The organism is Thiohalocapsa sp. (assembly GCF_022340605.1).
Lineage (GTDB): Bacteria > Pseudomonadota > Gammaproteobacteria > Chromatiales > Chromatiaceae > Thiohalocapsa.
The window spans coordinates 1-13486 of sequence record NZ_JAJDNQ010000065.1 but is presented as its reverse complement, the minus strand read 5'-3'; the positions used below and the strand labels follow the sequence as shown (position 1 = coordinate 13486).

The following is a 13486-nucleotide window of genomic DNA, read 5'->3' as shown; positions in this document are numbered from 1 at the left end:
TCGGGTCGACGAAGGAGGCCCGACGACTAGGGCGTTATCCCGCGCGCCGGATCGGGCTTCGTTCTTCGGCCCGGCCTATCCGGGTTTTCTTCACAAGCTCTGAGCCATGCCCGAATTGTCCAGTCAGCACCGTTAGGGTCGCGATTAGTCCGTATGGCGAAGCAATCGAGCCTTTCAAACGCATCGAGCATCGATCGAGTGAGCGTCAACGTTGCCGTGGACGTGGATGTCGCGGCCGCCTCCGCCGCAGCGTCTTCTTCGCAACGACGAGGAGGTCCACCACTCGAGCAGCGAAGCGAAGCAGCAACGAGGGATCACCGCTGGACCGAGGCGTTCGCCGCCTTCCGCGACCGCCGGGTGGTGACCATGCTGTTCCTGGGCTTCTCGGCCGGCATCCCGCTGTTGCTGATCTTCTCATCGCTGTCGCTGTGGCTGCGCGAGGCCGGTGTCCAGCGCCACGCCGTGACCTTTTTCAGTTGGGCCGCGCTCGGCTACTCGTTCAAGTTCGTCTGGGCGCCGCTGGTGGACCGGCTCCCGCTGCCCTGGCTGACGCGGCGCCTCGGCCGGCGGCGCGGTTGGCTGCTGCTGGCCCAGCTCGCCATCGTCACGGCCATCCTGTTGATGTCGTCCATCGACCCCGCGGCCGGCGGCGATGCCCTGGTGCGCATGGCGCTGGCGGCGGTGATGCTGGGCTTTTCCGCGGCGACACAGGACATCTGCATCGACGCCTACCGCATCGAGTCCGCGCCGCCCGAGCTACAGGGCATGCTCTCGGCCGCCTACATCGTCGGCTACCGCATCGGCATGGTCGCCAGCGGTGCCGGTGCGCTGTTCCTGGCCGCGGTCTTCCTGTCCTCGGCGGACCATTACGTCTACAACGCCTGGAGCCTGACCTACGCCATCATGGCCGGCACCATGCTGGTGGGCATCGTCACCACGCTCGTGATGCCGGAGCCGGCGCGCAACCGCAAGCTGGACTACCCCTATCCCGCGTCCAGCTATGCGCGGCTGGTGGTGGTATTTGTGTGTGCGGCGGCGGCATTTGTTGCAACATTTTTCGCGAGCGGCGAGGCGTTCTCGGCACTGAAAAATGCACTTGGTGGTGGTGCATTCACGTCCCTGCTGGCGGAAGCGTTGCGCCTCGCAATCGCGATTACGATGGCTGGCCTTGTTGGCACGGCCCTTGTGCTCGTGGGTCTCGTGGACCGGGCCATGGCCGCCGAGACGTGGATCGCGCCGGTGCTGGACTTCTTCCGCCGTTACGGGCTCGCCACCGCGCTGCTGCTGCTGGCGCTGGTGGGGCTGTATCGGATCTCGGACATCGTGCTCGGTGTCATCGCCAACGTGTTCTACCAGGATTTGGGCTTCACCAAGCCGGAGATCGCCAAGGCCGTCAACACCTTCGGCGTGCTGGTGAGCATTGTCGGCGGCTTCCTCGGCGGCCTGCTGGCGACCCGCTTCGGCGTCATGCGCATCCTGATGCTCGGTGCGGCGCTGTCCGCCGCCACCAACCTCGCCTTCGTCGCCCTCGCCTATGCCGGCCACAACGTGCCGATGATGTACGCGACGGTATCCGCCGACAATCTCGCCGCCGGGCTCGCCAGCGCCGCCTTCGTCGCCTTCCTCTCCAGCCTCACCAACGTCCAGTTCACGGCCGTCCAATACGCCATCTTCTCGTCGCTGATGACCCTGCTGCCCAAGACCCTCGGCGGCTACTCCGGCAGCATCGTCGACGCCATCGGCTACCCTGGCTTCTTCATCTTCACCACCCTCATCGGCGTGCCCGTGCTGATCCTCGTCTGGCTCGCCGGCCGCAAGCTCGCCATCCGTACCTCCGCGGGCGCCGGCGCTGGGAGCGCCGACTCGTAGTCGGCGCGGTCGCCGGCGAGGAGGACTCTGGCGGCGCGCGGGCTGAGAACGAGTCCGGCAGCGCTCACATCCGTGCCAACAGCGTCGCCGAAACGCGTTCGGCGGCAACGCGTCTTCGCAGGACAGTAACTGCGTCAGCCCGCCGCCCCGAGAAAGACGAGGCGCACTCGCGCCTTTGGGCCGCCAGGATCGATGCCCGCGTTGACGAGTTGCCGCTCTCGGGTCGAAGCCAGTTGGCAGGATGATCGGCTGCGGCCGCGGGATCGCGGCTGGGTGCGGCCGTGAAGTCCGTTTCGGGGTGGTCAGTGGTGGCTGCGACGGTCGTCGGTGCGGCCCGCCCGCCGGTCGCGGTGCAGCCAGCCGATCCAGAGCAGTCCCAGGCCAAGCAGGCCGACCGTCGCCGGGCTGGGTGCCGCCGCGGGCGAGAACGCGGTGAGCACCCGGACGAAACTACCGGGCGAGCTCGCCGTCCAGGTCGCCTCGATCCGGCGCCGCCCGGCGCTGGTGACGCTGTCGACCCCCTCCAGGCCGCGCAGGTCCGGATTCAGGTAGGTTACGCCGGTACTGCTCAGGAAGTCGCTATCCTCCAGCGTGGCCGTCGCGGTGAGGATGCCCAGGATGTCCGAGTCGAGCTCGACGACGCCTTGTCGGCTTGCTGTACTGGCGGGTTCGGAAAAAACGTAGTGGCTGGCGACGATGGTGCCGGCGAGGATGGTGCCGGGGCCACCGCCGCTGCCGTCTGCCAGGTCGTCTACCGCGGTGGCGATGGACGGCGATGCGCCAAGGGCGATGGTCAGCGCGAGGGTCGAAGTACGAGTCCTGAGAATTCCGTGCACGGCTTTGACATCCAACCAGTCAGGTCAATCCTTGGTCGTGCTCTCGCAAAAGCCGGGCCGTAATTCATAAGATGATGTTTTATTTCAATCTAGTAACGGATTGACCGGCCCTGTCCATTATTCGTGTAAAGAAATCTGACAGTCGGGCCTCTCCCCGGGACCATCGGTATTGCTCCTCGGGTGCTGTCGCCTGGTCTCGCCGCGCGCTGGTGCCAACAAAGGCGCAGGGTCACAGTCCGAGCCCGTGCCCGCTGGACAGGCAAAATGCCGCCCCCATTTCCCGCCCCTCATCGCCCGTATCCGACGCTCCCGCTTCACATCCGATCATGCAACTGAACGCCCCCGACCTGTACCGAACCGCAAGCGAGATCGACGCCGTCGCCGACCTGCTCGACATCCACGGCGCGCGCGTGCTGGAGCTCGGCTGCGGTGCCGCCCACACCACCCGTGCGCTGGTGGAGCGGCTCGGCGCCGCCGCGGTGGTGGCCACCGAGGTGGACCGTGTCCAGCACACGAAGAACCTGCACATCGCTGACCTGCCGGCGGTGCGCTTCGTGCTCGGCGGCGCCGAGGCCATCGACGCGCCGGATGCAAGCTTCGATGCGGTGTTCATGTTCAAGTCCCTGCACCACGTGCCGGTGACCGGCATGGAGCGGGCGCTCGGCGAGATTCAGCGGGTGCTGAAGCCCGGCGGCGCCGCGCTGTTCTCGGAGCCCGTCTACTGGGGGCCGTTCAACGAGCTGATGTCACTGATCCACGACGAGCGCGAGGTGCGGCAGGCGGCCTTCGATGCCTTGCGCCGGGCGGTGGATGCCGGCCTGTTCCGCAGCGAGGCGGAGGTCTTCATCGAGGTGCCCGGCAGCTACCCGGATTGGGAGAGCTTCGCCGGGCGCTTCCTGGAGGTGACGCACACCCAGCTCGATGTCGACGCGGCCCGCCGGGCGCAGATCCGCGCCGCCTTCGAGGCGCACCTGACACCGGACGGGGCGCACTTCATGAAGCCGCATCGGCTCGATCTGCTGCGCAAGCCGGCGGGCGACTGACGCGGAGCGGGCAGGCCATCGGTCCCGCAAGGCAGGGTCTCGTGGTTTCGCAGGTCGGGCCGCCCGCGTCGGCCCGACCGCCCATAACGACTGCTCCAGGCGCGTCGGCGTGGGAGCGCCACTGCCTTTTGTGGCGCGACGACGGCTGGGCGGTCGCCTGCCGCTTGGCAGCGACTCGGGGCGTGGCGTGCTGCCTTGCCGCGGGTCGCGGCACCAAGTGTGCCGCTCCCACAAGAGCTGCTATGTGGCCGGTGCGGCAGCGAGGCCTTGGGAGATTCCTGTATCCTTGCATCCCTTGCAGGTTTGTCCGATCAGCCAGTCCCGAGTTGTCTATGTTCAAGCAGCTTTGCTACGTGAGCGCGCTGCTGGCCGTGCTTGCGGCCGGCGGGTGCGCCATGGACGATTTCAAGCGCGCCGTCGGCCTTCATGTCGAGCCGCCAGTGAATCCCAACGCGCCGAAGATCACCCGTAGCGACCCGGTCACCGATACCGGCCGCAAGGCGGTGGTGGTGAGCATTAACATGAAGAAGGCGTTTCCGGACGCCTGCCTGCTCGGGATGACCTTTACCAACAACCTGGACATCAAGGTGACCAACCTGTCCATCCGTCTCACCGCGTACATCCGCGGCAACGTCAAGTATGACGCCGTCACGCGCAACTTCACGGAGGTGAAGCCCACCGAGAGCCAGTATCGGGAGGTCACCTTCACGCAGATCGGCTGCAACGAGATCGATTACATCGGCATCACGGACCCCGGCCGCTGCGCCATCGGTGAGGACATGAACCGCTTCACGGCGCAGCCGGGCGACTGTGCGAAGTTCGTCGACGTGGCCGTGAGCCCGCTCATCATGGTGCGCAAGATCAAGCAGGCACCGCCGCCGCCCCCACCCGAGCCCGAGGTGGTGCTGCCATGAGCCGCCGCGCCGAGCCGGCCGCTGCCCGGGCCTGAGGACGCGCGCCGTGCGGATCATCCTCATCGCCATCGCGACTCTGTGGGGCGTCGCCGCGGTGGTGGCGTTCGCGTTCACGCGCGAGAAGACCCTCGATGCCAAGCTCACGGCGGGCTATTTCATCGGCTGGCCGGCGCTGCTGGTGCTGGTGTACCTGAACGAGCCGCTGCCGCTGTGGATCAGCGTGCCGGTGATGTTCGGCTTCATCCCCTGGTTCCTGTCCGGCCCGCACCTGTGGTGGATTCTCCAGGACCCGAGCCGCTCCAGGCGCGGCGAGGTGGTCGGCATCCCCATCGGCTACTGGAAGTGGGGCAGCATCGCCGCGGTGCTGCTCGGCCTGCTGTTCGATGCGCTGGTGCGGCCGTAGATCGCATTCACGGATTCCGCCCATAGCTTCTGCGCCGAGCGAAACTATCCCACGCCCATGCCACGCCCATGCCACGCCCATGCCACGCCCATGCCACGCCCATGCCACGCCCATTTAACGCCGACCTTGCCATGAGCGAACAACAGGACCAAGTGCCGCCAGAACCCACAGCAGCCGACGTCCGCGCGATGGATGTGCGCAGCGTCGCGTCGCTGCTGGCCGTGGTGGCGCGGCTGCGCGACCCGGAGCACGGCTGCCCCTGGGACTTGCAGCAGACGCCGCGCACCATCCTCCCCTACACCCTGGAGGAGGCCTACGAGGTCGCCGAGGCCATCGAGAACGACGACATGGCCGAGCTGTGCGAGGAGCTCGGTGACCTCCTGTTTCAGGTGGCCATCTACGCGCGCATGGCCCAGGAGCAGGGCGACTTCGACTTCGGCGATGTGGTCGCCTCCATCACCGGCAAGATGGTCCGCCGCCACCCGCACGTCTTCGGTGACGCCGAGGTGGCCAGCGAGGAGGAGGTCCGGGAGAACTGGGAGGCCATGAAGGCCGCCGAGCGCGAGGCCAAGGGCAAGCGCCTGCGCACCAGTGTCATGGAAGGCGTCGCCCAGGCCCTGCCAGCGCTGGTGCGGGCACACAAGCTGCAGAAGCGCGCCGCCCGCGTCGGCTTCGATTGGGACGATCTCGACGGCGTCGCCGCCAAGGTGCGCGAGGAGCTCGCGGAGTGCGAGGCCACTTTCGGCGCCCAGGCCGACCCGCTGGAGCGGGTGCACGAGGTGGGCGACCTACTGTTCTCCTGCGTCAACCTGGCGCGGCACCTGGACGTCGACGCCGAGCAGGCGCTGCGCGCCGCCAACCACCGCTTCGAGCGCCGCTTCATGCGCGTGGAGGTCTGTCTCGGTGCGGCCGGCAAGCAGCCTGGCCCCGAGCACCGCGACGAGATGGAGCGCCTCTGGGAAACCGTGAAGTCGGAGGAGCGCTGACTGCCGGGCCGCCGGCCGCGCACTCCGCACTCCGCACTCCGCACTCCGCACTCCGAACTTCCCCGCCCCGCCATGCCCGAAACCATTCGCCTCGTCACCCGCACTCGCGAGGTGCTCGTAGACATCACGCCGCAGGTGCGCGACATCGTCGCCAGGAGCGGCGTCCAGAGCGGCCTCGTCAACGTCTACGCCCAGGGCGCCACCGCCGCCGTCATGATCCAGGAGAACTGGGACGACAGCGTGCAGACCGACGTCGTCGAGTTGCTGCGCCAGCTCGTGCCGCGCGGCGTCTGGCGCCACGACGCCCAGGACGGCAATGGCGATGCCCACCTCAAGGCCGGTCTCGTCGGGCCGTCCGAGAGCATCCCCATCATCGACGGCCAGCTCGGACTTTCCACCTGGCAGAACGTCTTCTTCTGCGAGTTCGACGGGCCGCGCAGCGATCGGCGGGTGGTTTGTACGGTATTGGCTGTTTGAGCGGTTTTAGGCAGTGCAGCGTTTCTCCTAATCTTGCATTCGTTGTCGTTGTCGTTGTCGTTGTCGTTGTCGGCCATCCGACCACGACCGCGAGCAGAGACTTCGGCCGGGCGCCTCGGCTCCGGCGCCACCCAGGTTGGCACCCCGCAAAATTGGCTGCAACGGCGGACGAGGCGTATCAGGCGGCGGCTAGGGGGCGGTCGGCGTGGTCGGTACGAAGTGTGGGGTGCGGAGTGCGGAGCGCGCTCCTCGACGCGCGATCCGGCCGCACCGTACTTCCTACTTCTTCCATCAACTTGAGCGCGGCCGCAGACGCCTGAATCACGCCGTTCATCGCCCGCCATCCACTGAACCCGCCATGTCCTTCCTCTCCCACATCCAAGCCTGCAACCGCTGGCAGCCGGCGGACTTCCAGCCCTTCGTGGTGGCGGGCGAGCGGCTCGGGTGGGTGCGGCGACGCTTCGCGCGGGCGCTGGCGGGGCTGGGCGACAACTTTGCACTGGCCGACGATGTGCTGCACTGGCGCTCCGCGCCGGCGGGATTCGATGCCCGCGGCGACGCCTTCGCCGCGCTTAGCGTGGACCTCGATCAGCGCGACCTCGTGAGCCACTTGCACGGCGAGCGCTATCCGGCGCTCAACGCTGCCGGCGAGCCGCGCTTTCTCATGGACCGGGCGGTGGCGCCGTATTTCGGCATCCGCGCCTTCGGCCAGCACATGAACGGCTTCGTGCGGCGTGACGACGGTCTCTATCTCTGGGTCGCCCGGCGCTCGCGCAGCCGGCGCGTCGCGCCCGGCAAGCTGGACCACATCGTCGCCGGCGGCCTGCCCTGGGGCATCGGCCTGGCCGACAACCTGCGCAAGGAGTGCTGGGAGGAGGCATCGCTGCCGGCCGAGATCGCCGACCGCGCCCGGCCCGTCGGCATCGTCTCCTACTGCCGGGACTCCAGCCGCGGCCTCAAGCCCGACACCATCTACTGCTACGACCTGGAACTGCCCGCCGACATCACGCCGCGCTGCAACGACGACGAGGTGGAGTCGTTTCACCTGATGCCGGCGGCCGAGGTGATGCACATCGTCGATACCAGCGACGACTTCAAGCTCAACTGCAACCTGGTCATCATCGACTTCCTGATCCGGCACGGGCTCCTGACACCGGCACATCCGGACTACCTCGCCATCGCCGCCGGCCTGCGTGCCAACCTGCCCTGAGTCTGGACAGGTTGCGCGAGGGCCGCGCCGGCGGCGAGCCGAGTGCAACTCGGCGCCCCCGGGTGCAGTCGCGGCGGGAGCCCCGGCGTTGCCGGGCCAACCGGCGCGCCGTTGACCGGCCGGGGCTGTGCTAGGCTTCGCGCCACTGTCTGTCGCCGCGGCGGGTGGAAGCGCACCCGCCGCGACACCATCTCCCGCGCCAAAGCGTGCCCAATCACCGGCGTCTCCTTGAGACCAACGAGAGCAGCCATGACCGCCTCCCCCATCCAACGCCATCGCACCGTGTCCGTGCGCATCGGCGACATCGGCGTCGGCGGCGACGAGCCGATCCGCGTCCAGTCCATGACCAACACGGACACCGCCGACGTCGAGGCCACCGTTACCCAATGCGCCGAGCTGGCGCGCGCGGGCTCGGAGCTCGTCCGCGTCACCGTCAACAACGAGTCCGCCGCCGCGGCGGTGCCGAGGATTCGCGAGCGCCTCGACGCCATGGGTGTCGGCGTCCCGCTGATTGGCGACTTCCACTTCAACGGCCACCGGCTGCTGAGCGACTACCCGGCCTGCGCCGAGGCGCTCGCCAAGTACCGCATCAACCCCGGCAACGTCGGCCGCGGCGAGAAGCGCGACAGCCAGTTCGCCACCATGATCGAGATTGCCTGCCGCTACGACCGGCCGGTGCGCATCGGCGTCAACTGGGGCAGCCTGGATCCGGACCTGGTGGTGCGCATGATGGACGCCAACGCCAAGTCCGCGGCGCCCAAGGAAGCCGAAGCGATCATGCGCGAGGCCATGGTGGAGTCCGCCGTCGGCAGTGCGCTGCGCGCCGAGGAGCTGGGCCTGCCGCGCGACCACATCATCCTGTCCTGCAAGATGAGCGGGGTGCAGGACCTCGTCGCCGTCTACCGGATGCTCGCCGCGCGGTCGGACCATGCCCTGCACCTCGGGCTCACCGAGGCCGGCATGGGCTCCAAGGGCATCGTCGCGTCCACCGCCGCACTGGCGGTGCTGTTGCAGGAGGGCATCGGCGACACCATCCGCATCTCGCTGACGCCTGCACCCGGCGAGTCCCGCACCCGCGAGGTCGTGGTGGGACAAGAGATCCTGCAGACCATGGGGCTGCGGTCCTTCGCGCCCATGGTGACGGCCTGCCCCGGCTGCGGGCGCACCACCAGTACCGTGTTTCAGGAGCTGGCCGAGGAGATCCAGACCTACCTGCGCGAGCAGATGCCCGTCTGGCGCGAGACCCACCCCGGCGTCGAGACCATGCAGGTGGCCGTGATGGGTTGTGTCGTCAACGGCCCCGGCGAGAGCAAGCACGCCAACATCGGCATCAGCCTGCCCGGCACCGGCGAGCAGCCCTCGGCGCCGGTCTATATCGACGGCCAAAAGGTCACCACCCTCAAGGGCGCCGGCATCGCCGAGCGCTTCAAGCAGATGGTGGACGAGTACGTCGCCGAGCGGTACCGAGGGGAAGGGCCGAGGGCCTAGGGGCGCGACGGTCGGCCAGGACGCCACATCTGCCGTCTCGCCGCCGCCCGACACCGGGAGCGCCGGCATCTTGCCGGCCACTGGGAGCGCCGGCATCTTGCCGGCCACTGGGAGCGCCGGCATCTTGCCGGCTACTGGGAGCGCCGGCATCTTGCCGGCTACTGGGAGCGCCGGCATCTTGCCGGCCGCTGGGACCCGCGGCTTCTAGCTGCCGGTATGGGATCACGGTAGTGCGCCGAGCCATCGGCTGTGCTGACTGCTTGCTCCCCCACGGGGGCGAGACGCCCCCGCTCCGACAGCCGGCGAGACGCCGGCGCTCCGACAGCCGGCGAGACGCCGGCGCTCCGACAGCCGGCGAGACGCCGGCGCTCCGGCAGCCGGCGAGACGCCGGCGCTCCGGCAGGATGCTGCCTCTTTGCTTGCGGCGGCGGGATGCCCATCTTTGGCGCATCGGCGGGGCAGGGTACCGGTCGCGGATGCGCCCGATCGTGCATGATCCCCCGCACGCCCAATGCATCCACTCCATCCCCAACGACACGGTAACAGAGGAGTCTCCGCATGACCCGTTTGCACCGCACCCGTTCTGCCACCGCGGTCCTGGCCGCTGCCATCGTCGCCGGCGGCGCCGCAACACCGGCCCTGGCCGAGGAGCCGATGACCGTGTCGGTCAAGCGCATGTCTCTGGACACGGCGCAGAAGATCGCCCAGGCCAGCATCGACGCCTGCCGCGCGAAGGGCATCCAGATCGGCGTGACCGTCGTGGACCGTGACGGCGTGGTGCAGGCGCAACTGCGCGACACCATCGCCGCGCCCATCACCGTGCCCATCAGCTTCAAGAAGGCCTACACGGCGGTGAACTTCAACGCCGACACCTCGGCGCTGGCCGAGCGTGCGGACACGGCGGTTGGCCGGCAGGACTTCCTCGTCATGTCCCCCGGCGGCGTGACCGTCTCAGTGGGCGGCTCGCTGCTCGGCGGCGTCGGCGTCAGCGGAGCGCCCGCCGGCGAGACCGATGAGGCCTGCGCCAAGGCCGGGGTCGACGCGGTGCACGACGATCTGGAGATGGCGTTCTGAGCGGCTGCGCAGAAAACCTGTCGCGGCTGCATGTGACGCGGCGGCCGTAGGTCGGGCCGACGTAGGAGGCCCGACAAGCAGGCGGTTATGTTGGGCTCCGCGCCCGGCTTCATACCGCCGCCCAACCTACGCAGGTTTGCTTCAGGAGTTCCGAGGCTCCCCGTCGGCCACAGCCGTGCCCATCAACCCCGACCTGAATCCTCCGGAGGTCTTAGTCATGCGCATCATTCTCGCCTCGCTGATCCTGCTCGCCGCCAGCAACGCGGCATTCGCCGAGGTCCAGTCCAAGGCCGTCCAGTACATGGACGAGGACGTGCCGCTCACCGGCTACCTGTACTGGGACGACAGCATCGAGGGCAAGCGCCCCGGCGTGCTGGTGATCCACGAGTGGTGGGGCCTGAACGACTACGCCAAGCAGCGCGCCAGCATGCTCGCGGAGCTGGGCTATGTCGCCTTCGCCGCGGACATGTACGGCAACGGTCATGTCACCGACAAGCCGGGCCAGGCGCAGGACTGGATGCAGGAAGTCACCGCCGACGTGGAGCTCTGGCGCCACCGCGCCGAGCTCGGCCTCGATCAGCTCAAGGCCAGCGAGTACGTGGAACCGGACAAGACCGCCGCCATCGGCTACTGCTTCGGCGGCGGCACCGTGCTGCAAATGGCCTATGGCGACGCCGATGTGCTGGGCGTGGTGAGCTTCCACGGCTCGCTGCCGGCGGCACCGGAGGAGTCAAAAGGCAAGATCGGCCCTGAGATCCTTGTGCTGCACGGCGCGACGGACAGCTTCGTCACCTCCGACATCGTGACCAACTTCCAGAACAAGCTGGAGGCCGCCGGCGCCAACTGGGAGATGGACATCTACGGCGGCGCCCGCCACAGCTTCACCAATCCCAACGCCGGCGAGTATGGCATCGAGAACCTCAAGTACGACGCCCAGGCGGACGCCCGCTCCTGGCAGCGGATGCAGGACTTTTTCGACGAGCTGTTCGGGGACTGAGCCGCCCGTGGGAGCGGCGTCCCCGCCGCGACGACGGCCGCGCGGTTGGCTGACACCGGGCGGTTGCGCGGGGCTTGGTGTGCTGCCTCGGCGCCGGTCGCGGCACCGAGAGTGCCGCTCCCACAAGACGCTGGCGCGCCGCGCCACAAGCGCTGCCATCAGGGGGGGCTTCAGGCGAGCCGGTGTGGGAGCGCCACTGCCTTTTGTGGCGCGACGATGGCCGCGCGGTTGGCTGACACCGGGCGGTTGCGCGGGGCTTGGTGTGCTGCCTCGGCGCCGGTCGCGGCACCGAGAGTGCCGCTCCCACAAGACTTGGCGTGCCTCTGCACAAGTGCTGTTACGGGTCGCTTAGGCGACACTGACTGCATCGGACAGATAGACGTCCTGAATGGCGTTCAGCAGCCCGATGCCCTCCGGCATCGGCCGCTGGAAGGCCTTGCGCCCGGAGATGAGCCCCATGCCGCCGGCGCGCTTGTTGATCACCGCCGTGCGCACCGCCTCGGCCAGGTCGCTGGCGCCGCTGGAGGCGCCGCCGGAGTTGATCATGCCGGCGCGCCCCATGTAGCAGTTGGCCACCTGGTAGCGCACCCGGTCGATGGGGTGCTCGCCGGAGAGGGTCTCGTAGACGATAGGGCTCGTCTTGCCGAAGCCGATGGCCTTGAAGCCGCCGTCCACCGTCGCCTGCTTCTGCTTGACGATGTCCGCCTCGATGGTGGCTGCCAGATGGTTCGCCTGGCCGGTGAGATCGGCGGCGGTATGATAGTCCACACCCTCGTGCTTGAAGGCGCTGTTGCGCAGATACGCCCAGAGCACCGTGGCCATGCCCAGCTCGTGTGCGCGATGGAAGGCCTCGCTCACCTCCTGGATTTGCCGCCGCGACTCCGGCGAGCCGAAGTAGATGGTCGCCCCCACCGCCGCCGCGCCCAGCTCGAAGGCCTGCTCCACGTCCGCGAACAGGGTCTGGTCGTAGATGTTCGGGTAGGTCAGGAGCTCGTTGTGGTTGAGCTTGACGATGAACGGGATCTTGTGGGCGTAGCGCCGGCCGACGCTGCCCAGTACGCCCAGGGTCGAGGCCACCGCGTTGCAGCCGCCGTTGATGGCCAGCTCGACGATATTGGCCGGGTCGAAGTACAGGGGGTTCGGCGCGAAGGAGGCACCGGCGGAGTGCTCCACCCCCTGGTCCACCGGCAGGATCGACATGTAGCCGGTGCCGCCGAGCCGGCCGTGGTCGAACATCGCCTGGAGGTTCCGCAGCACGCCCGGGCGCCGGTCCGACTGGGCCAGCACGCGGTCGATGAAATCCGGCCCCGGCAGGTGCAGCATCGACTGCGGGATGCCCTCGCAACGATGCTCCAGCAGATCCGGCGCCTCATCACCCAGCAATTGCACGATATCGGTCATGTTGAGCCTCCGATAGGATGGAAACTTGTCTCTTCCGGCGTCTCCCGAGAGTAGTCCATGCCGCCCGTCCCGTTGCCCCGTTCACCTGAGCTGGCGTCCGACGCCGCCGGGCGGCCGATGCGCAGTCGCGGCGCGCCGCTGACCTGACGCGAGGTCCGGGATCGATGCTGCGGCTGCTCTCCGCACTATTGGGGTTGATCGCCTTCATCGCCATCGCCGCGGTGGGGGTGCTGCTGCTGGTTGTGGAGCCACGGCCGCTGGTGACCGCCAACGCCACGCTCGCCCCCGCGGAGCTGCGCAGCTTCGCCGCGCTCGTCAAGGCCAGCGACCTCGAGCACCCGGGCATCAAGCGCCTCACCCTGACCCCGACCAAGTTGAACGCCATGGCGGACCTTGGGGCAGGGCGGCTCGGCGGCCATGCGCGGGTGCGGCTCGGCCGCGGCGGCGCGGCGCTCGTGGGGAGCTTCCCGCTGGGCGGCAGCCTCGGCTACGCCAACCTGCACGTGGAGCTGCGCGAGACCGCGGGCGTCCCGGCCGTTGCCGCAGCGCGGCTCGGCAGCCTGCCGCTGCCGGCGCCGCTCGTGAACGAGCTGCTGCGGCTCGCGCTCGACAAGGTCGCGCCTGCGGCCGAGCTGTTGCGCGTGAGCTTTGAGCCCGACCAGGTGCGGGCGCTGTACCGCCTGCGCGGCGACGCCAAGAGCGCCGCCCTGGCCCTCCTCGACGACCCGGAGCGGCGCCGGCTCGGCGTGCGCGAGGCGCAGCTCGCCGCCATCGTCGCCGGCCAGCCC

12 protein-coding genes and 1 pseudogene are annotated in these 13486 nt (G+C 68.7%); 11 read left to right on the top strand and 2 right to left on the bottom strand.

What is annotated here, in order from left to right; all coding sequences use genetic code 11:
- The first annotated feature begins 357 nt into the window (after positions 1-357).
- Positions 358-1869 (top strand): MFS transporter, encoded by a 1512-nt coding sequence (locus tag LJE69_RS08510; RefSeq protein ID WP_367114646.1) that lies wholly within the window; start codon positions 358-360, stop codon positions 1867-1869.
- 302 nt (positions 1870-2171) lie between these two features.
- Here the strand turns inward: LJE69_RS08510 and LJE69_RS08505 are convergent, their stop codons facing one another.
- Positions 2172-2705: a hypothetical protein gene (locus LJE69_RS08505; protein ID WP_296923886.1), complete on the bottom strand. Its 534-nt coding sequence runs from the start codon at positions 2703-2705 to the stop codon at positions 2172-2174.
- Positions 2706-3031: 326 nt separating this feature from the next.
- Between LJE69_RS08505 and LJE69_RS08500 the strand changes: the two genes are divergently transcribed.
- The 9 genes from LJE69_RS08500 (at position 3032) to LJE69_RS08460 (ending at position 11297) form a co-directional block, all read left to right on the top strand.
- The gene (locus tag LJE69_RS08500; protein WP_296923884.1) at positions 3032-3748 is read left to right on the top strand and encodes a class I SAM-dependent methyltransferase; all 717 of its coding nucleotides are present in this window, start codon (positions 3032-3034) and stop codon (positions 3746-3748) included.
- Between the two features lie 332 nt (positions 3749-4080).
- Positions 4081-4662 (top strand): hypothetical protein, encoded by a 582-nt coding sequence (locus LJE69_RS08495; RefSeq protein WP_296923882.1) that lies wholly within the window; start codon positions 4081-4083, stop codon positions 4660-4662.
- Positions 4663-4708: 46 nt separating this feature from the next.
- Complete coding sequence (locus LJE69_RS08490) at positions 4709-5065, top strand: hypothetical protein (protein WP_296923880.1); 357 nt, start codon at positions 4709-4711, stop codon at positions 5063-5065.
- A gap of 188 nt (positions 5066-5253) precedes the next feature.
- Complete coding sequence (mazG, locus tag LJE69_RS08485; RefSeq protein WP_296923917.1) at positions 5254-6051, top strand: nucleoside triphosphate pyrophosphohydrolase; 798 nt, start codon at positions 5254-5256, stop codon at positions 6049-6051.
- Between the two features lie 72 nt (positions 6052-6123).
- A complete protein-coding gene (locus LJE69_RS08480; RefSeq protein ID WP_296923878.1) occupies positions 6124-6528 on the top strand; it encodes a secondary thiamine-phosphate synthase enzyme YjbQ in 405 nt (134 codons plus the stop codon).
- A gap of 358 nt (positions 6529-6886) precedes the next feature.
- Positions 6887-7738 (top strand): DUF4743 domain-containing protein, encoded by an 852-nt coding sequence (locus LJE69_RS08475; protein ID WP_296923876.1) that lies wholly within the window; start codon positions 6887-6889, stop codon positions 7736-7738.
- Between the two features lie 249 nt (positions 7739-7987).
- A complete protein-coding gene (ispG, locus tag LJE69_RS08470) occupies positions 7988-9226 on the top strand; it encodes a flavodoxin-dependent (E)-4-hydroxy-3-methylbut-2-enyl-diphosphate synthase (RefSeq protein WP_296923875.1) in 1239 nt (412 codons plus the stop codon).
- A gap of 558 nt (positions 9227-9784) precedes the next feature.
- Positions 9785-10300, top strand: coding sequence for a heme-binding protein (locus LJE69_RS08465; RefSeq protein WP_296923873.1), 516 nt, complete (start codon positions 9785-9787; stop codon positions 10298-10300).
- Between the two features lie 217 nt (positions 10301-10517).
- Positions 10518-11297 (top strand): dienelactone hydrolase family protein, encoded by a 780-nt coding sequence (locus tag LJE69_RS08460; RefSeq protein ID WP_296923871.1) that lies wholly within the window; start codon positions 10518-10520, stop codon positions 11295-11297.
- 348 nt (positions 11298-11645) lie between these two features.
- Here LJE69_RS08460 and LJE69_RS08455 read toward each other — a convergent pair whose 3' ends face one another.
- Positions 11646-12698 carry a class I fructose-bisphosphate aldolase gene (locus tag LJE69_RS08455; protein WP_296923869.1) on the bottom strand — a complete coding sequence of 351 codons (1053 nt, stop codon included), beginning with the start codon at positions 12696-12698 and terminating at the stop codon, positions 11646-11648.
- A gap of 164 nt (positions 12699-12862) precedes the next feature.
- Between LJE69_RS08455 and LJE69_RS08450 the strand changes: the two are divergent.
- A pseudogene (locus LJE69_RS08450) lies at positions 12863-13486 on the top strand (hypothetical protein); the annotation flags it as partial.